We start from the raw sequence: 18,228 nt of genomic DNA on the forward strand, positions 1-18,228 counted from the left end.
GCGGGTGGAGGCCGCGTGACCGACGCCCGCCGGCGCGTGCCGCGCACCGATGCGCTGCTGGCCGACCCCCGCCTGGCCGACGCCGAGCGCAGACTGGGCCGGGCCTTGGTCAAGCGTGCGATCACGACCGCCCAGCAGCAGGCCAGGGCGGGCGAGATCAGTCCCGAGGAGGTCGCCGACCGCGCCGTGGCCGCGCTACCGGTCAGCGCCGCGAGCCTGCGGCCGGTCATCAACGCGACGGGCGTGGTGGTGCACACCAACCTCGGCCGGGCACCGCTGTCGGCCGCCGCCGTCGAGGCCATCGTCACCGCCAGCGGCGCCACCGACGTCGAGTTCGACCTCGACACGGGCAGACGGGCCCGGCGCGGCCGCGGCGCGTTGGCCGCGCTGGCCGAGGCCGTGCCGTCGGCCGGGGGTGTGCACGTGGTGAACAACAATGCCGCCGCGCTGCTGCTGACAGCGATGACCCTGGCGCCGGGCCGCGAGATGATCGTCAGCCGCGGCGAGCTGATCGAGATCGGCGACGGATTTCGGCTCCCCGCACTGATGGAGTCGACGGGGGCCCGCATCCGCGAGGTCGGCACCACCAACCGCACCCATCTGCGCGACTACGCCGACGCCCTGGGCCCCGACACCGGCTTCATCCTGAAGGTGCACCCGTCGAATTACCTTGTCAGCGGCTTCACCTCGCAGGTCACCGTCCGCGAACTGGCGCAACTGGTGCAGGGTGAGGGCGGAGGTGCCGTGCCGCTCGTGGTCGACATCGGGTCCGGACTGCTGACGCCGCACCCGCTCATGCCCGACGAACCCGACGCCACCACCGTGCTGCGCCACGGCGCCGACCTGGTGACCGCGAGCGGGGACAAATTGCTCGGCGGTCCGCAGGCGGGGCTGCTGTTCGGTGCCGCCGAGCTGATCGAGAAGCTGCGCCGCCACCCCGCCGCCCGCGCGCTGCGGGTCGACAAGCTGACATTGGCCGCGCTGGAGGCGACGCTGCTCGGGCCGCCCGCACCCGTGGCGCAGGCGCTGGACGCCGACGTCGCCGACCTGAGGGCCCGCGCGGCGCAGCTGGCCGACCAGCTGCCCGACGCCGAGGCCGTCGACTGCATCGCGGCCGTCGGCGGGGGTGGGGCACCCGGTGTCGAATTACCCAGTGCGGCAGTGAGTCTGCCGGAGCGCTATGCGGCGGCGCTGCGCGCCGGTGCCCCCGCGGTCGTGGGACGGCTGGAGAACGGACGCTGCCTGCTCGATCTGCGGACGGTCGCACCCGAGGACGACCCGACCCTGATCGAGGCCGTGCGGGCATGTTCGTAGTCGCCACCGCCGGACATGTCGACCACGGCAAATCCACTCTGGTGCACCGGCTTACCGGAATGTGGCCCGATCGGCTCGAAGAAGAGCAGCGCCGCGGCCTGACCATCGACCTCGGTTTCGCGTGGACGACTATCGCTGGGCGGGAGATCGCGTTCGTCGACGTGCCGGGCCACGAGCGGTTCGTGACCAACATGCTCGCCGGATGTGGGCCGATGCCCCGGGAGAGTGCGGTGCTGTTCGTCGTCGCGGCCACCGAGGGGTGGATGCCGCAGTCGGAGGAACACTTCGCCGCCCTGCAGGCGCTCGGTGTCCGGCACGCCCTCGTCGTCGTCAGCAAGGCCGACCTCGCCGACCCCGCACCGGTCGTCGCGGATCTGACGGGACGCTTCGGAGGCGCGCCGGTCGTGCTCGGCACCGACCGCGACCGGGTGCGGGCCGAGCTCGTCGCGCTCACCGAGCGGCTGCCCGAGCCCGACCCAGTTGCGGATGTGCGCCTGTGGGTGGACCGTTCGTTCACGGTGCGCGGAGCGGGCACCGTGGTCACCGGGACGCTGGCCGCCGGCACCTTGAGGGTGGGCGACGACCTCGAGCATGACGGGCGGCGTGTCACCGTCCGGGGACTGCAGTCACTGGGCCGGGGTCGCAGCGAGGTGCGCGCCGTGGCCCGGGTCGCGGTGAACCTGCGCGGCGTGGACCGCGAGGACATCGCCCGCGGCGACACCGTCAGCACGCCGGGAGCATGGCTGCGAACCGACGAGATCGACGTCGCGTTCCGGTCGCCCGGCACGCTGCACGAGCAGCTCGTGCTGCACGTCGGGTCGGCGGCGGTGCCGGTCCGGGTACGCCCGCTCGGCGACGCGGGCGCGCGGCTGCGGCTCTCGCGGCCCCTGCCGCTGCGGATCGGCGATGTCGGACTGCTGCGCGACCCGGGCGAGCATCGCATCGTGGCCGGGGTCGACGTGCTCGACGTCCGGCCGCCGGCCCTGCGGCGCAGGGGTGACGCACGCGATCGTGGGGCGCAGCTCCGCACCGGAGAGGTTGCACCGCCCGTGTGTGTGCGATGGAAAGAGCTGCGCGCCATGGGGTTCGATACACGAGGACTTCGTATCGGGGAGTGGGTGGTCGACGAGCAGTGGTGGGCCCGGCGTCGTGAGGCGGTGGTGGGCATCGTCGAACGGTGGGCCGCCGAGCACGACGTCGCGGCAGGCGTGCCGTTGGAGACCCTGCGTCAGCAGACCGGGTTGCCCGCGACGGAACTGGTGTCGCCGCTGCTGGCCGGGACCGGCTTCGAGGTGTCCGACGGGCGGGTCCGCCGCCCGGGCGCTGAGCTACCGCAGCGCGTCGACGAGGCGGTGCGCGTCCTCGAGGGGCGGCTTGTGGACGCGCCGTTCCGGGCGCCGGAGGCCGCGGAACTCGCAACACTGAGCCTGGGCGCCAAGGAACTCGCGGCGGCGGTCCGGGCGGGACGGCTCACGAAGCTCGCCGATGGTGTGGTGCTCGGTCCGGCTGTCGTGGATCAGGCTCGCATTGTGCTGCAACGACTTCCGCAGCCGTTCACCGTCGCCGAAGCCAAGCGGGCGCTGGACACCACCCGCCGCGTGGCGGTACCTCTGCTCGAACTGCTTGCACGACAACGTGTTACGCGAGCGAACCCTGATGGGACGCATTGCGTGGCGGGGTGACCCGGCCGTCACTGTGGTAGCCTGGAGTCCGGAGCGCCGGGAAGCCTGGTCGGCATGTCTTGTCAACATGCCCGAAAGGTGTACCGTGCACAGGGTTTTGGTGTTTTCTCACGCCACCGTCGGCGACGAAGCGACGGTGCGGCATCCTCGTAAAAGAATCTCGCAACTCGGCGACGTACTGCGTCAGGACGTCGTCGGCGGAGTGCTCCTGCTCTTGGCGGCCGTGACTGCACTGGTGTGGGCGAACTCCGGGTGGTCAGAGCACTATCACGATCTACGGGCCTGGACGTTCGGCCCCGAGTCTCTCCACCTGAACCTGTCTCTGGCCGCCTGGGCCGCCGACGGTCTCCTGGCGATCTTCTTCTTCGTGGTCGCTCTTGAGCTCAAACGGGAATTCGTGCACGGCGAGCTGCGGGACTTGCGTCGCGCAGCTGTCCCGGTGCTCGCCGCGATCTGCGGAATCGCCGCCCCGGCCCTGGTCTACGTGACCGTGAACGTGGCTGCGGGCTCGAACGCGCTCGACGGGTGGGCCATCCCCGCGGCGACCGACATCGCGTTCGCCCTGGCGGTGCTCGCCGTCATCGGGCGCAACCTGCCGTCGAGCCTGCGAATCTTCCTGCTCACCCTCGCCGTCGTGGACGATCTGATCGCGATCACCATCATCGCCGTCGTCTACACGAGCTCGCTGAGCTTTGCGCCGCTCCTGGCGGCGGTCGTGCCGCTGGCGTTGTTCGCCTGGCTGGTGCGGCGGTATCCGACGCGGTGGTGGCTGCTGATCCCGGTCGGGCTCGTCATGTGGGCACTGGTGCATGCCGCAGGTGTGCACGCCACGATCGCCGGTGTCGCGCTAGGCCTCGTCGTACCCGCCGCGCAGTGGTGTGAGCGTTACGAACATGCGGTACGGCCGATCTCGGCCGGTTTCGCCGTGCCGGTGTTCGCGTTCCTGGCCGCCGGGGTGACCGTGGGTGGGTTGTCCGGGCTGATGGGATCGCTGTCCGAACCCGTGACACTCGGCATCGTGGGCGGTCTGGTGCTCGGCAAGGTCGTCGGCATCGCCGGGATCACGCTGCTGATCAAGCGGTACACCCGCTCGGCCTCCGACCTCCATCCCGCCGACGTGTGCGGAATCGCCCTGCTCGCCGGAATCGGGTTCACGGTGTCGCTGCTGATCGGCGACCTGGCCTTCGACAGCGGCGCGGTCTCCGATCAGGTCCGGATCGGCGTGCTGACCGGCTCCCTGATCTCGGCGTTGTGCGGCGCGGCGATCCTGGGCATCCGCAACCGGGCCTACCGGCGCCTCGACGAGACCCGCACCTCTCAGTGAGCGGCGTCGGGCCGTTCTCCGTCCCGGCGGCGCGACGCGCGCAGGGAACCGGGGTGCGCCTTGGCCGACGGGTCGTTGCGCGTCTTGATCAGGCTGGCGATCGTGACCACGGCGAGGATGCCGATGATGACCACGAGGCTCACGTAGGTGTTGATCTCGGGGATGTTCGGATTGATGTCGACGTGACCCCAGTGCAGGATCAGCTTCACACCGATGAACGCGAGGATGATCGACAAGCCGGTCGACAGGTACACCAGCCGGTCCAGCAGACCCTTGACGAGGAAGAACAGCGCGCGTAATCCGAGCAGGGCGAACGCATTCGCGGTGAACACGATGTAGGGCTCGCTCGTGACGCCGAACACCGCCGGGATCGAATCGAGCGCGAACAGCAGGTCGACGCTGCCGATGGCGATGAGCACCGCGAGAAGCGGGGTGGCCATGCGCCGGCCCTCGCGCCGCGTCAACAGCTTGCCGCCGTCGTAGTCGTCGCTGATCGGCAGGACCTTGCGGGTCGCGCGGATCATGATGTTGTTCTCGACGTCGGGGTCTTCGTCACGGTGCCGGAAAAGCTGAATGGCCGTGTAGATCAGCAGCGCGCCGAAGATCAGGAACATGAACGAGAACAGCGACAGCAGTGTCGCGCCGACGGCGATGAAGATCGCCCGCATGATGAGGGCCAAGATGATGCCGAACGTCAACACCTTGTGCTGGTGCTCCTCGGGCACCGCGAACGTCGTCATGATGATGACGAACACGAACAGGTTGTCGACCGACAGGCTCTTCTCGACGATGTAGCCGGCGAAGTACTGCGTGCCGAAGTCCCCGCCGTAGGTCATCGCGAACCACACGCCGAACCCGACCGCGACGGCGATATAGAACACCGACCACGCCGTGGCCTCGCGGAAGCCGACCTTGTGCGGCCGCAGAGCGGCCAGGATCAGGTCGACCGCCAACAGGGCGATGATGACGCCGATCGTCACGCCCCACGTCAGGGGACTTATCTCCAGCATGTGTTCACATCACCTCGCGGTCGCGGTTTCTCAAGCTGTCGGTTTCCTGTGAACCGAGTTTATCGGTGCCGGACGCGTCCTAGCGGACAGCTCGGCGCAGGCGCACCGCCGCGCTGACGATCAAGGCGATCACTGCGCCCACAGCCGCGGCGCCGAGGAGCGAGACACCCTGTGCCACACTGAAGTTCCAGCCGACGAAGTTGATCTGCGTATGGGTCGTGTTCTGGGCGACGAAAAGAAGCAACGCGACGACCAAGCCGAGGGCGACGCCCAGGGTGAGCTTGGCGGCGAGGCCGCCGCCGGTGCGTCTGTTTCCTGTGCCTGAGATGGTCATGAGATTCCTTTCCGGAAGGGCTTGCGGATGAACAGCTCTGGTGACGGATGCTGCAGAAGTGGGCGGCCGCCACCGCGGGCCGCGCCACGAATAGAGGTGGCCCGGCCCGCGCACGGTCAGCTCAGCTTGTCCTTGATGTTCTCGCCGGCCTTCTTGACGCCGGACACGCCCTGATCCTTCTGGCCCTCGGCCTTCAGGTCGTCGTTGCCCGTGATGTCGCCAACGGTCTCCTTGACCTTGCCCACGGCGTCCTCGGCAGCGTTCTTGGCCTTGTCAACGATTCCCATGTCAGTTCCTTTCTGTTCGGGCGGTTCTTGTGCCGCCATGTGTGTAGACGACCCCATCGGTAGAAACCGAATGCGCCGTCGCTGTGATCTGCGTAACGCGACATCAGTGCACGTCGCTGACGTGGAGATGGATCGGTACATCCGTCGAAGCGCCGATCGCGTCGGCGACCACCGCATGGCACCGCGCCCGCACCCGGTTCACCACCGGCGAGAACTCGGCCAGGTACCGGGCGCTCAGGTCGATCGAAATGCCGTGCAACCGGTCGTCGTCGACCGTCAACTCGATGTCCGTGACCGCGTAGTCAGGATCTTCGGCCAGTGCACGACTCAGCAGGGCGCCGAGGACGAGTCCGCTCACCCGCAGGATTCCTGCATCAGTCCCGGGACGCGGATCCTCGACGAGGATCGGGCGGCCGCCGCGCAAGGTCGACCGCACCGCGTCGATCACGGCGTCCCGGATCTGAAACCATCCGGGTTCGGGCTGGGCCTGCAAGACACAAGCCGCGCGGTTGGTGACGTCATTGTCGTTCTCGGTCATCGCCACTGCACCAAGCGCTGCCGCAGGGTCGCCCGAGCGCGGTGGTGGTGTCCGCGGGCCCCGTCCGGGCTCAGACTCAGAACGGTGGCGATCTGCGGGAATGTCATCCCCTCGACTTCCCGCAGCATCCAGACGGCGCGCTGACGTGGCGGCAACTCAGCCAGCGCCATTTCCATCGCTTCCAGGAACGCGCTGTTGGACGCCGACGCGAACGGATCGTCGTCGGGGGCCGCGGCAGGTGGTTCGATCAACCGATCGTCGATGGGGATGGCCCTCTTGACGCGGTGCGAATCGACGACCTTCCTGGCACAGATCGCGAACAGCCACGTGCGTACGGCAGAGTCGCCGCGAAAGGTGCCGATCTGCCGCCAGGCCGACACGAACGTTTCCTGAACGATGTCGTTGACGGCGTCGGCGTCGGCCGTCATACGGCGTGCATATCGGTACAGCGCCGGGCCGTGTCTGCGGACCAGGCATTCGAAGGCGGTCTCGTCGCCCGCCCGTGCCGCCGCAGCCAGCACATCGTCTTCGGACACAGCCGGCTTCTCCTGAACCGTTCATGCGGCCGACCACGCCGGGCGTCGCCAATGGGTTACCCCGTACCGACGGTGGAAAAGGTGACGTAATGGGGACGTCGAGTGGGTATGCCCGGAGCAACCCCAGGAGGATCACGTGACCCAGCCCGATCATGCGGAGAACACCGGCGACAATCTCCGCCATGCCGCCGAGGTGCAGCAGCAGGCCCGCGACGACAACGCCGACGGCGACGCGGTGAACGAACAGAGCGCGCCGGTCGAGGGGCTGCCGGATTTCAACACCTAGACCCGGTTCGATGTCGGCTTGCCGGGTATTCGGCGCCGACACGTCGTAACGTCGAGCACGGCGGAAGGGGCGATCGGTGGACATCAGAGGTCTGTTTCAGTCTTGGCCGGTCTATCGGCAGCTCACCGGTGAGGACACACTCGGTCGCGGGGCTGCGGCGCGGTCGCGGCGCAGCCTGAATCTGACGCCCCGCACGGCCGAGGCCGACCACGTCGCGCACTCGGTGTGCCCGTTCTGCGCGGTCGGTTGTGCGCAGAAGGTGTACGTCAAGGACGAGAAGGTCGTCCAGATCGAAGGCAACCCCGACAGTCCCATCTCGCGGGGGCGGCTGTGCCCGAAAGGGTCGGCCAGCAAGCAACTCGTGACCGGTCCGCAGCGCCTCACCAAGGTCCGGTACCGAGCCCCGTATGCCACCGAGTGGCAGGACCTCGACCTCGAGACGGCGATGCAGATGGTCGCCGACCGTGTGCTCGACGCCCGGGAGAAGGGCTGGCAGCAGTTCGACAAGGACCGCAACACCCTGCGCCGCACGATGGGCATCGCCAGCCTCGGGGGCGCCACGCTGGACAACGAAGAGAACTATCTGATCAAGAAACTCTTCACCGCCCTGGGCGCCTTACAGATCGAGAACCAGGCGCGTATTTGACACAGCGCCACGGTTCCCGGTCTGGGAGCCTCCTTCGGTCGCGGCGGGGCGACGGACTACCAGCAGGATCTCGTCAATTCCGACTTCATCGTCATCATGGGGTCGAACATGGCCGAGGCCCATCCGGTCGGATTCCAGTGGGTGATGGAGGCGAAGTCGCGCGGGACCGGGGTCGTGCACATCGATCCGCGCTTCACCCGCACCAGCGCGCTGGCCGACCGGCACGTGCCGCTGCGGGCCGGCAGTGACATCGCGTTCCTCGGCGGCGTCATCAACTACATCCTGAGCAACGAGCTCGACTTCCGGGAGTACGTCACCGCGTACACGAACGCGTCGTTCCTCGTCGACGAACGCTTCGTCGACGCCGAGGATCTCGACGGCCTGTTCTCCGGGTACGACGACGCGACCGCGTCCTACGACCCGTCGACGTGGCAGTACGAGACGACCGATCCCGAGGCCGGTGGCGCCGAGGCCAAGGAGGGCAGCGCCGCCTACGAGTCCGGGTCGGGCGGACCGCCGATCGAGGGCGGAGCCGGCGACATCCCCAACGATCCGACGCTGCAACATCCGCGCTGCGTCTACCAGATCCTCAAGCGTCACTACGCCCGGTACACCCCGGAGATGGTGGAGCGGGTCTGCGGCGTGCCCGCCGCGGAATTCCTTGCCGTGGCCCGCAAGTGGGCGCAGAACTCCGGCCGCGACAAGACCGCCGCGCTGGTGTACTCCGTGGGCTGGACCCAGCACACGCTGGGTGCGCAGTTCATCCGCGCCGGGGCGATCATCCAGCTGCTGCTCGGCAACATCGGCAGGCCCGGCGGGGGAGTGTTCGCGCTGCGCGGGCACGCCAGCATCCAGGGTTCCACCGACGTGCCGACGCTGTTCAATCTGCTGCCCGGCTACCTCGCGATGCCCAAGGCGGGCCACGAGACGCTGGCCGACTATCTCGACGACATCAAGAGCAGAAATCAGAAAGGCTTCTGGCGCAACGCCGATGCGTACATGGTGTCACTGCTCAAGGAGTACTGGGGCGAGCATGCGACCGCCGACAACGACTTCTGCTTCGACTACCTGCCCCGCATCAACGGAGACCACGGGACCTACCGCACGGTGATGGACATGGTCGACGGGAAGGTGTCCGGATACTTCCTGCTCGGGCAGAATCCGGCCGTCGGTTCGGCGCACGGCCGGCTGCAGCGGCTCGGAATGGCGAATCTGGACTGGCTGGTGGTGCGCGATCTCGTGGAGATCGAGAGCGCGACGTTCTGGAAGAACGCCCCCGAAATCGAGACCGGGGAGATCTCCCCGGAGACGTGCCGCACCGAGGTGTTCCTGTTCCCGGCGGCCTCCCACGTCGAGAAGGCCGGCACGTTCACCCAGACCCAGCGGATGCTGCAGTGGCGCGAACAGGCCGTTGAACCGCCGGGCGACGCCCGCTCGGAGCTGTGGTTCTTCTATCACCTGGGACGGATGCTGCGCGAACGGCTCTCGCAATCCACGGATGAGCGCGACCGTCCGCTGCTCGACCTGTTCTGGGACTACGCGATGGTGGGCGACGAACCTTCCGGTGCGGATGTGCTGCGCCGCATCAACGGTGTGGATCTGACCACGGGGCGCGCGGTGAACGGCTACCCCGACCTGAAGGCCGACGGGTCGACGGCGTGCGGCTGCTGGATCTACTCCGGTGTCTACGCCGACGAGGTGAACCAGGCCGCCCGCCGCAAACCTCACACCGAACAGGGGCCCTACGACAACGAGTGGGGCTGGACGTGGCCGCTCAATCGCCGCGTCTTGTACAACCGGGCGTCTGCCGACCCGCAGGGCCGGCCGTGGAGCGAGCGCAAGAAGCTCGTCTGGTGGGACGAGAAGAAGGGCGAGTGGACCGGTTACGACATACCGGATTTCGAGAAGACCAAGCCACCGGACTACCGGCCTGCGCCCGAGGCGGTCGGCGTCGAGGCGTTGCGTGGCGACGATCCGTTCGTGATGCAGGCCGACGGCAAGGCGTGGCTGTTCGCGCCCAACGGGGTGCTCGACGGGCCGCTGCCCACCCACTACGAACCGCACGAGTCGCCGGTTCGTAACCCGCTCTACCCCCAGCAGGGCAATCCGGCGCGCAAAGTGTATGGGCGAGCGGACAATCCGTCGAACCCGTCCTGGCCGGACGCCCACGGGGAGGTGTTCCCGTTCATCTTCACCGCGGCGCGCCTCACCGAGCACCACACCGCGGGCGGGATGAGCAGACAGCTGCCGTATCTGGCTGAACTGCAGCCGGGACTGTTCGTCGAGGTGTCCCCGGAGCTGGCGAAGATCCGCGGGCTGACGCACATGGAGTGGGCGCACGTCGTGACGAGCCGGGCCGCGGTGGACGCGAGGGTGTTCGTCACCGACCGGATGCGGCCGCTGCGTATCGAAGACCGTGCCGTGCACCAGATCTGGATGCCCTATCACTGGGGCAACGTCGGCCTGATCGACGGCGACGTGGTCAACGATCTGCTCGGTGTCGTCGCCGACCCGAACGTGTTCATCCAGGAGAGCAAGGTCGCGACGTGTGACATCCAGCCGGGGCGACGGCCGCGCGGACCGCAGCTGCTGGAGTACATCAGGGCCTACCGGGAACGTGCGCAGATCACGCCGGCCACCGGTACCGATCTCGACACCACCAAGCCGTCGCGGGACCACACCGAGGAGAAGTCATGAGTGCCAACGGGAAACGCCCCGGGTCACGCATCAATTCGGCCAGCTTCTACGGCCCACTGCACGACGTCGCGGGCGACGCGGGATACGACGAGGCCCCGCCGCGGGTGGGATTCTTCACCGACACGTCGGTGTGCATCGGCTGCAAGGCGTGCGAGGTCGCGTGCAAGGAATGGAACGAGGTGCCCGTCTCCGGTGAGGGGGACGGATTCAACCTGCTGGGCATGTCGTTCGACAACACCGGCAACCTGGGCGCCAACTCGTGGCGTCACGTCGCGTTCATCGAGCAGCCGGCGCAGACCGAGACCGTGGAACTGGGCATGCCCGGCTTCGAGCGGCCCGGTGATGCGTCCGGCGCCGAGACGCGCCAGGATTTCCGGTGGCTGATGGCCTCCGATGTGTGCAAGCACTGCACCCATGCCGGATGCCTGGACGTGTGCCCGACGGGTGCGCTGTTCCGCACCGAGTTCTCGACCGTGGTTGTGCAGCAGGACATCTGCAACGGGTGCGGCTACTGCGTGTCGGGCTGTCCGTACGGGGTGATCGAGCGTCGCGAAGGCGACGGCCGGGCGTGGAAGTGCACGCTGTGCTACGACCGGTTGCACGACGGGCTCGAACCCGCCTGCGCCAAGGCGTGTCCGACGGACTCCATCCAGTTCGGCGTCCTCGACGAGCTGCGTGAACGGGCGGCCCTGCGCGTGGACCAGCTGCACGAGCGCGGCTTCACCGAGGCCAGGCTGTACGGCCACGACCCGGAGGACGGCGTCGGCGGCGACGGTGCGTTCTTCCTGCTGCTCGACGAGCCGGAAGTCTATGGGCTGCCGCCGGATCCGATCGTGCCGACGCGCGACGCCGGGGCGATGTGGCGCTACGCGGGGATGGCGGCTTCCGCCCTGGTGGGTGTCGCGGTGTCGGCCTTCGTCGGACGACGGTCCTGATGCCCCGCGAACATCTGGCCGTCCCCCGGGCCGAGTTCCGGTCCTACTACGGCAGACAGATCCTCAAGACCCCGGTGTGGAACTGGATGATCGCCGCGTACCTGTTCAGTGGCGGACTGTCGGCCGGATCGGCGCTGCTGGCCGCCGGCGCGGACCTCACCGGCCGCACCCAGCTGCGCACGGTGTCCCGGCTCGGCGCGTTGGTCAGCCTGCTGGCGAGCATGTACTTCCTCATCGGCGATCTCGGCCGGCCCGAGCGCTTCCACCACATGTTGCGCGTCGCCAAACCGAGCTCACCGATGAGCATGGGCACCTGGATGCTCGGGGCGTACGGACCGGGGGCCGGTCTGGCTGCGATGGCCGAGCTGATGCCGCGGCGGCTGCGGGGGACGCGACTCGGCCGCCTCCTCGGCTGGGCGGCCCGCCCCGCCGGGCTGGAGGCGGCGGCCGTCGCCCCGGGGGTGGCGTCCTACACCGCAGTTCTGTTGTCGCAGACAGCGGTTCCGGCCTGGCACGAGGCGCACCCCTATCTGCCGTTCGTGTTCACCGGATCGGCGGCGGCCAGCGGGGGCGGGTTCGGCATGCTGCTCGCCCCCGTGTCCGAGAGCGGGCCTGCACGCCGGATGGCTGTCGCCGGGGCGGCGTTGGAGGTGGCGGCCTCGCGCACGATGGAGCGCAGGCTCGGCATCGTCGGTGAGGCCTACACCACGGGACGGCCGCACACCCTGCGCCTGTGGTCGGAGATCCTCACGGTGGGCGGGGCGGTCGGCGCGGTGGTGTCCGGGCGACGCCGGTGCGCCGTCGCTGCGTCGGGCGCGGCACTGCTCGCGGGCAGTGCGCTGCAGCGCTTCGGGGTCTTCGAGGCGGGTGTCGCGTCGACCAAGGACCCGAAGTACGTCGTGGTGCCGCAGCGACAGCGTGCCGACGCCCGGCGAGAAATGACGTTTTCTGGACGTTCAGAGGTGAACTGAGCGGGAATCACTGCGGCGTGGAATGGGAATGTGCAGTCGTCGGCGCCGGTGCGGCAGGTCTGAGTGCCGCGTTGGTGCTGGGCAGGGCCCGGCGCACGACGATCGTCATCGACTCCGGCGATCCCAGCAACCGGGCCTCACCCGTGATCGGCGGGCTGCTGGGCTTCGACCGGCGCCCGCCCGACGACCTCTATGCGACCGGGCGCGAGGAGCTACAGGCCTATCCTACTGTCGAATACCGGCGAGGTGAGGTCCTGAGCGGTCGCACCGTGGATCGCGGATTTGAGCTCGACGTCGCCGACGGAAAGCCGATCCGGGCCAAACGGGTGCTGCTGGCGACCGGAATGTCCTACTGCCCACCGCAGCTGCCCGGGCTCGCCGAGCTCTGGGGCACGTCGGTGTTCCAGTGCCCCTTCTGCCACGGGTGGGAGGTGCGCGACCAGAGACTCGCGGCACTGGCGTCCGGCGAGGCGGGCATGCACGGCGCGCTGATGCTGCGCGGGTGGACCGACGACGTGGTGTTGCTGACCGACGGCCGCAAGGATCTCAGCCCCGACGAACTGCGCGTGCTGGAGGGCGCCGGTGTGCGGGTCGACGACCGGCGGATCACCGAATTGGCCGGCGCGGACGGGACGCTGACGCACATCGCCTTCGCCGACGGAACCACCTTGGAGCGCGACGCGTTGCTCGTCGAGGCCCCGGTGCGGCAGCGCACCCCGCTGGCCGAGCAACTCGGCGCCACGTGCACCCCCGGGCCGCTGGGAACCGAACCCCTCACCATCGACGACATCCACCGCACCAGCGAGGGCGGCGTGTTCGCCGCCGGCGACGTCTGTACCGAGCAGCCGCACATCGCCGGTGCGATCGCGTCGGGATCGCAGGCGGCGATGATCATCGTGCAGAGTCTGCTCTCCGACGAGTTCGGCCTGCCGTACCCGCCGGTGTAGCGGGGTCGATACCCTCGGCCGATGGCCGACACCGAATGGGACATGGACTCCTCCGACGGAGAGCTTCTCGTCGAGACCGGTGTCGAAGGCCCGGCGGCGAAGATGGGCCACCGGTTGACGCTGTCTGTTCCGTGGCGGGCCGCCGTGCGGTGGCGCTCCGGACAGCCCGTGGCTGTGGAGCTGATCGCCGACACCGGCGCCCTGGAGGTGCTGCGGGGTGATGGCGGCGTGACGGGGTTGTCCGGACCGGAGAAGGTGCTGGCCCGCTCCAACGCACTCAAGAGCCTGAATGCGAAGCGGTTCCCGCGCATCGTCTTTCGCACCGACGACGTCGATCATGTCGAGGGCGGCTACCGACTCGGTGGCACCCTGGAGATTCACGGCACGGTGCGCGAGCGCGTGGTGGATCTTCGGGTGCAGGATCTCGGGGAGCTCTGGCGGATGTCCTGCGACGCGCCGGTCCGTCAGTCAGACTTCGGCGTGAAGCCCTATTCGATGATGCTGGGTGCGATGAGGGTGGCCGACGAGGTCCACGTGTCGTTCACCGCGCAGCGTGCGAAGGATCTGTGATGCGGACACTGGGATTGATCGGCGGGATGAGCTGGGTCAGCACCGCCGAGTACTACCGCCTCCTCAACGAGGAGGTGGCGCGCCGTTGCGGTGGACTGCATTCTGCGAAGATCCTGCTGGCCTCCGTCGACTTCGCCGAGATCGAGGAGCGCAAGCTCGCGGGGGACTGGGACGGCGTGGCCGCGCGACTGTCGGACGCCGCCGCCCGCCTGGAGTCTGCCGGGGCAGATGCGATCGTGTTGTGCACGAACACGATGCACTACGTGGCGGCGGCCATCGAAGGCGCGGTGTCGGTGCCGTTCTTGCACATCGCCGACACCACCGCGCGGGCCGTCGCCGCCTCGGGTCTCACGCGGGTGGGTCTGCTGGCCACCGCGTTCACGATGCAGGAGGCGTTCTACGTCGAGCGGTTCGCCTCCCACGGCGTGGAGGTCGTCACACCGGCGGCCGACGATCGGGCCGAGGTCAGCAGGATCATCTACGAAGAGTTGTGCCACAACGATATTCGCGATGAGTCGCGCGACTTCTATGTCGGTGTCGTCGAACGCATGGGTGCCCCCGGCGTCATCCTGGGCTGCACCGAGGTCGAGCTGCTGATCCGTCCCGGCGACGTCGGCGTCCCGGTGTTCCCGACGACGCAGCTGCACGTCACGGCGGCAGTCGATGTCGCGCTCGCGGAGGTGCCACGAGCGGGCTGAGTCACCGCGGGTCGTGCACCGCGAGGTAGTGCTGCGACACCGCTTCGCCGTCGATGTGCCGTTCGACCGCCTGCTCGATCAGCAGATCCTGGCCCGTCAGGCGTGTGTAGTGCTGGTGCAGGTGCTCGCCCCAGGACCGCACGACGAACGTCTCGACGAACGTCTGCTCGTGCTCCACGCTGCGGAACAACCGCCACTGCGACGCGCCGGTCCGCTGCCGCGACCGCCCCAGCACGGCCATCGCGGCCAGGAAGCCCTCCTCGTTTTCCGGCGTGACGTGGTAGGAGGTCAGCACGAGGACGGGCCCGTCGAGCGGCTCGGGTTCGAAGACGAGCATGGGCTCCGGCCAGTGCGTCGACGGTGTCAGGTCGAGGTTGCCGGTGTTGGCGTGCAGCGGCCACCACAGCGCGGACAGGCCGCAGACCAGCAGCAGCGTCATGCTGACCAGCAGGCTGGTGACGCTGCTCGTCGCGCCGGCGAGCAACCCCCACACCAGCGATCCCAGCGCCTGACCGCCCATGAACACCAACTGGTACACCGACAGCCCGCGAGCCCGCACCCACGCGGGCAGGCTCAGCTGCATCGAGGCGTTGAGCGTCGACAGCGACAACAACCACGACGTGCCGCCGATCACCAGCGCCGCCAGCACGACGGCAAAGTTGTGCACCAGGGCCAGGACCGCCGTCGCCATGGCGAAGCCCGCCGCGGACACGGTCAGCAGGGTGTTCTGCCCGAACCGCGACCGCAGGCGGGAGAGCAGCAGCGCGCCCAGGACCGCTCCGACACCCAGCGCTCCCAGCAGTAGCCCGTAGCCCGACGACGACAGCCCCAGTTGGTCGGCGGCGATGACGGGCAGCAGCCCCCACAGCGCACTTCCGGGCGCGATGAACAACGCCGCGCGCAACAGGATTCGCCGCACGATCGGGGAACTTCGGATGAAGCGGCCGCCCGCGCTCAGTGCCGCCAGCGCGCGTTCGGGCGGGTAGTTGCGGTCGACGGCCGGCCGTCGCCACCAGACCAGGACGGCCACGATGCCGACGAACGACACCGCGTTGAGCGCGAAGACGAGGGTGGGCCCCGTCAGGGACACCAACGCCCCGGCGATCGCGGGCCCGATCGCGCGGGCCAGGTTGATGCTCATGCTGCCCAGTGCGGCAGCGGCCGGAATCTGTTGCGAGGGTACGAGATCTGGCTGGATGGCCTGCCACGCCGGTGCGACGAGCGCCTGTCCGCAGCCGATCACGAACAACAGGGTCAGCAGCACCGCCGGTGTGGTCAGGCCGGCTCCGGTGAGCGATGCCAGCAGGCCGACGCCGGCGGCCATCGCGCCCTGGGTGGCGATGAGCAGCCTGCGCCTGTCGATCAGATCGGCGAGGACGCCCGAGGGCAACGCGAGCAACATCACCGGCAGCGTCGTCGCCGTCTGGACCAGGGGCACCAGCAGCGCGGCCCGGGAATCGCCGACCAGCATCCACTGCGCGCCGACCGTCTGCATCCACGTCCCGAGATTCGAGACGAACTGCGCGATCCACAGCGCCCGGTAGACCGGCGATCGCAGCGGCGCCCACGTCGAGATCGACTGCGTCGACGTCATCGCCACCCCCGTTTCGCGTGCCCCGTCGTTGTGCTCTGCCACTGTAGGTCCGCGACGGGCTACCCGGGGGTGGGCCATTTCATGCGGGTGCAGGTCAGCGGCGGTAGCGCAGCGCCTCGGTCGGGGCGGACGGATCCACTCTGAGGCCCGGGGTACGTCCGACCGGACCGTCGCGGGTCAACGCCCAAATGTGCTCGTCGACGGGCTTGGATTCCCTGCTGGCGGCCGCGGGCAGTTCGTTCCAGCGAGGACCCGTGGGTGAACGAGTAAATACGACGGCCCCCTCGTGTCCGAGGGGGCCGTCGCTACTGAGTGAGGCGTGGTTGCGCGGAACTACTCGTCACCACCGCCGGTATCGCCGGACTTGTCGCTGCCGTCGTTGTCCGCGTCGGCTGCGGTGTCGGCGGAGCCGTCGTCAGCCGCACTGTCGTCGGAGCCTTCGTCGGTCGAGCTTTCGTCGGTCGCCTCGGTGGAATCGTCGTCCGTCACGGTGTCGGCGGGTTCATCGACGACCGTGTCGTCCTCGGAGCCTTCGACGGCGGGGATGACGGTCGCGTCGTCCTCGGAGCCTTCGACGGCGGGGATGACGGCCGCGTCGTCCTCGGAATCGGCGGCGGGGATGACGGCCGGCGTACCTTCGGCCGGTTCGGCGCCGAGGGACGCCTTGTCATCACCGGTTGAGGTCTGGGCGTCCCCGCTGTCGAGCGAAAGGGTGACCAACTGGCCCGATGCGGCGATATCGGATGACGAGACCTTGGAGAGGGCACCAGCTGTCGGATTGGCCGGGGCCGGGTTGACCAGAGCCTTCAGTGCCTCGGGGATGCCGACCAGGAAGCGGTCGATCGGACCGCCCGCGGAGAGCAGACCCGGCATGAAGTACTGGGGCTCGTCCGGGAAGTACTTCAGCTGGATGCCGTTGAAGAACGCACCCGTCACCTTCGCGGGGGCATTGATCAGCTCACTGACCAGCGTCTCGAAGTCGCCGGCCTTGACCGCGTCGACGACGCTCTCGAAGACCTCGGTCGCCGCGAACAGAGCGCCGACCGCCGGGGCCAGCGCCGACTCGGCGTAGCCGCTGACGACGCGGCCCGTCAGGATGCCGTCCAGGACCCGCTTGAGGTCGGGGGAGCCGAGGGCTGCCGCCACATTGCCGGGGATCGTGAAGATGGTCCGGATCGGTGTGAAAGCGCGGAGCGCATACACCGCGTACACGTCGAGACGGTGGACGAACCCGAAGATGTCGCCCGCCTCCAGCTTGGCCGTCGCCTCTTCCCACGCCACGGGGAACAGATCGAGCTGGCCCTTGATGGCCGCCGGGGTGTTGGCGATCGCGGACCTGACGACCTCCGCGAAACCGGGGATCGCCTCCATGAGGGCCCGACCGGCGGCGGGATCGGTCAGCAGATTGCGGACGACGTCGTTGATATCAGCCTGAAGGCCCGGGCCGCTGGCGATCAGCGCCGGGATGCCGCGGGTGAAGATGTCCTCGGTGCGGTCGCGAAGGTTGGTGGCCCCCGTCGAGATGACGTTCTGCCAGGCGGTGAACGGGTTCTGGAACGCGCTGAGCTCCACCGCATGCTCGGCTACCGCGTGCAACGCCGGGACGGCGGGGTCCACCGCGACGGGAACGCTGAGCACGGTTGCTCCCGCCAGCGCGATGCTGGCGACCATGAGTTTGCCCTCGCCCCCGGAGGGCGCGGTGGACGGCGACCAGAAACGGCGCTTCTGCTCGACGTGGACGGCTGATTGCACGATGTCTCCCGATTTAGATGAGGTAAGGCTGGCCTAAAGCCGTCCGTACATTAGCTGAGGCTCACCTTATCTCGCAATAGAATCCTCAGATACCTACGTAAGCGCTT

The 18,228-nt window shown here is 68.7% G+C and carries 17 protein-coding genes; 10 read left to right on the forward strand and 7 right to left on the reverse strand.

What is annotated here, in order from left to right; translation table 11 throughout:
• The first annotated feature begins 15 nt into the window (after positions 1–15).
• The 3 genes from selA to nhaA all read left to right on the forward strand — a co-directional run bounded on the left by selA (position 16) and on the right by nhaA (position 4,320).
• On the forward strand, positions 16–1,314 hold the full coding sequence (gene selA, locus FHR72_RS05770; RefSeq protein ID WP_183466972.1) for an L-seryl-tRNA(Sec) selenium transferase: 1,299 nt from the start codon (positions 16–18) through the stop codon (positions 1,312–1,314).
• Positions 1,305–2,996: a selenocysteine-specific translation elongation factor gene (locus FHR72_RS05775; RefSeq protein WP_183466973.1), complete on the forward strand. Its 1,692-nt coding sequence runs from the start codon at positions 1,305–1,307 to the stop codon at positions 2,994–2,996. Before selA ends, FHR72_RS05775 begins: the two co-directional genes overlap by 10 nt.
• A gap of 85 nt (positions 2,997–3,081) precedes the next feature.
• The gene (gene nhaA, locus FHR72_RS05780) at positions 3,082–4,320 is read left to right on the forward strand and encodes a Na+/H+ antiporter NhaA (protein WP_396888398.1); all 1,239 of its coding nucleotides are present in this window, start codon (positions 3,082–3,084) and stop codon (positions 4,318–4,320) included.
• On the opposite strand, the gene FHR72_RS05785 is transcribed toward nhaA, so the two are convergent.
• The 5 genes from FHR72_RS05785 to FHR72_RS05805 all read right to left on the reverse strand — a co-directional run bounded on the left by FHR72_RS05785 (position 4,314) and on the right by FHR72_RS05805 (position 7,025).
• Positions 4,314–5,330 (reverse strand): TerC family protein, encoded by a 1,017-nt coding sequence (locus tag FHR72_RS05785; protein WP_183466974.1) that lies wholly within the window; start codon positions 5,328–5,330, stop codon positions 4,314–4,316. The two genes, nhaA and FHR72_RS05785, sit on opposite strands and share 7 nt — an antisense overlap.
• A 79-nt stretch (positions 5,331–5,409) precedes the next feature.
• Complete coding sequence (locus FHR72_RS05790; RefSeq protein ID WP_183466975.1) at positions 5,410–5,664, reverse strand: lipopolysaccharide assembly protein LapA domain-containing protein; 255 nt, start codon at positions 5,662–5,664, stop codon at positions 5,410–5,412.
• 116 nt (positions 5,665–5,780) lie between these two features.
• Complete coding sequence (locus tag FHR72_RS05795) at positions 5,781–5,951, reverse strand: CsbD family protein (protein ID WP_183466976.1); 171 nt, start codon at positions 5,949–5,951, stop codon at positions 5,781–5,783.
• A gap of 103 nt (positions 5,952–6,054) precedes the next feature.
• Positions 6,055–6,489, reverse strand: a complete 435-nt coding sequence (locus FHR72_RS05800; RefSeq protein WP_183466977.1) for a hypothetical protein — start codon at positions 6,487–6,489, stop codon at positions 6,055–6,057.
• Positions 6,486–7,025 carry an RNA polymerase sigma factor gene (locus FHR72_RS05805; protein WP_183466978.1) on the reverse strand — a complete coding sequence of 180 codons (540 nt, stop codon included), beginning with the start codon at positions 7,023–7,025 and terminating at the stop codon, positions 6,486–6,488. Before FHR72_RS05805 ends, FHR72_RS05800 begins: the two co-directional genes overlap by 4 nt.
• A 136-nt stretch (positions 7,026–7,161) precedes the next feature.
• On the opposite strand from FHR72_RS05805, the gene FHR72_RS05810 reads away from it, so the two are divergent.
• The 7 genes from FHR72_RS05810 (at position 7,162) to FHR72_RS05845 (ending at position 14,775) form a co-directional block, all read left to right on the forward strand.
• Positions 7,162–7,311, forward strand: a complete 150-nt coding sequence (locus tag FHR72_RS05810; RefSeq protein ID WP_183466979.1) for a hypothetical protein — start codon at positions 7,162–7,164, stop codon at positions 7,309–7,311.
• Between the two features lie 76 nt (positions 7,312–7,387).
• On the forward strand, positions 7,388–10,654 hold the full coding sequence (gene fdh / locus FHR72_RS05820; protein WP_311736070.1) for a formate dehydrogenase: 3,267 nt from the start codon (positions 7,388–7,390) through the stop codon (positions 10,652–10,654).
• 29 nt (positions 10,655–10,683) lie between these two features.
• On the forward strand, positions 10,684–11,589 hold the full coding sequence (locus FHR72_RS05825) for a 4Fe-4S dicluster domain-containing protein (protein WP_183467246.1): 906 nt from the start codon (positions 10,684–10,686) through the stop codon (positions 11,587–11,589).
• A complete protein-coding gene (gene nrfD, locus FHR72_RS05830; protein ID WP_183466982.1) occupies positions 11,589–12,560 on the forward strand; it encodes an NrfD/PsrC family molybdoenzyme membrane anchor subunit in 972 nt (323 codons plus the stop codon). The genes FHR72_RS05825 and nrfD overlap by 1 nt, the downstream gene beginning before the upstream one ends.
• A gap of 17 nt (positions 12,561–12,577) precedes the next feature.
• On the forward strand, positions 12,578–13,507 hold the full coding sequence (locus FHR72_RS05835; protein WP_183466983.1) for an NAD(P)/FAD-dependent oxidoreductase: 930 nt from the start codon (positions 12,578–12,580) through the stop codon (positions 13,505–13,507).
• Positions 13,508–13,528: 21 nt separating this feature from the next.
• On the forward strand, positions 13,529–14,077 hold the full coding sequence (locus tag FHR72_RS05840; protein ID WP_183466984.1) for a YceI family protein: 549 nt from the start codon (positions 13,529–13,531) through the stop codon (positions 14,075–14,077).
• Positions 14,077–14,775 (forward strand): aspartate/glutamate racemase family protein, encoded by a 699-nt coding sequence (locus tag FHR72_RS05845; protein WP_183466985.1) that lies wholly within the window; start codon positions 14,077–14,079, stop codon positions 14,773–14,775. Before FHR72_RS05840 ends, FHR72_RS05845 begins: the two co-directional genes overlap by 1 nt.
• A 1-nt stretch (position 14,776) precedes the next feature.
• Here the strand turns inward: FHR72_RS05845 and FHR72_RS05850 are convergent, their stop codons facing one another.
• Together FHR72_RS05850 and FHR72_RS05855 are read right to left on the reverse strand one after the other, a co-directional pair.
• Positions 14,777–16,369: an MFS transporter gene (locus FHR72_RS05850; protein WP_183467247.1), complete on the reverse strand. Its 1,593-nt coding sequence runs from the start codon at positions 16,367–16,369 to the stop codon at positions 14,777–14,779.
• 333 nt (positions 16,370–16,702) lie between these two features.
• Positions 16,703–18,121, reverse strand: coding sequence for a hypothetical protein (locus tag FHR72_RS05855; RefSeq protein ID WP_183466986.1), 1,419 nt, complete (start codon positions 18,119–18,121; stop codon positions 16,703–16,705).
• Positions 18,122–18,228: the final 107 nt, after the last annotated feature.

This window comes from Mycolicibacterium iranicum (assembly GCF_014190915.1).
Taxonomy (GTDB): Bacteria; Actinomycetota; Actinomycetes; order Mycobacteriales; family Mycobacteriaceae; genus Mycobacterium; species Mycobacterium iranicum_B.

Coding starts and splice junctions, on each gene's coding strand:
- FHR72_RS05840 (WP_183466984.1), top strand. CDS start 13,529: ATGGCCGACACCGAATGGGACATGGACTCCTCCGACGGAGAGCTTCTC.
- FHR72_RS05850 (WP_183467247.1), bottom strand. CDS start 16,369: ATGACGTCGACGCAGTCGATCTCGACGTGGGCGCCGCTGCGATCGCCG.
- FHR72_RS05785 (WP_183466974.1), bottom strand. CDS start 5,330: ATGCTGGAGATAAGTCCCCTGACGTGGGGCGTGACGATCGGCGTCATC.
- FHR72_RS05775 (WP_183466973.1), top strand. CDS start 1,305: ATGTTCGTAGTCGCCACCGCCGGACATGTCGACCACGGCAAATCCACT.
- FHR72_RS05795 (WP_183466976.1), bottom strand. CDS start 5,951: ATGGGAATCGTTGACAAGGCCAAGAACGCTGCCGAGGACGCCGTGGGC.
- nrfD (WP_183466982.1), top strand. CDS start 11,589: ATGCCCCGCGAACATCTGGCCGTCCCCCGGGCCGAGTTCCGGTCCTAC.
- FHR72_RS05790 (WP_183466975.1), bottom strand. CDS start 5,664: ATGACCATCTCAGGCACAGGAAACAGACGCACCGGCGGCGGCCTCGCC.
- FHR72_RS05845 (WP_183466985.1), top strand. CDS start 14,077: ATGCGGACACTGGGATTGATCGGCGGGATGAGCTGGGTCAGCACCGCC.
- FHR72_RS05800 (WP_183466977.1), bottom strand. CDS start 6,489: ATGACCGAGAACGACAATGACGTCACCAACCGCGCGGCTTGTGTCTTG.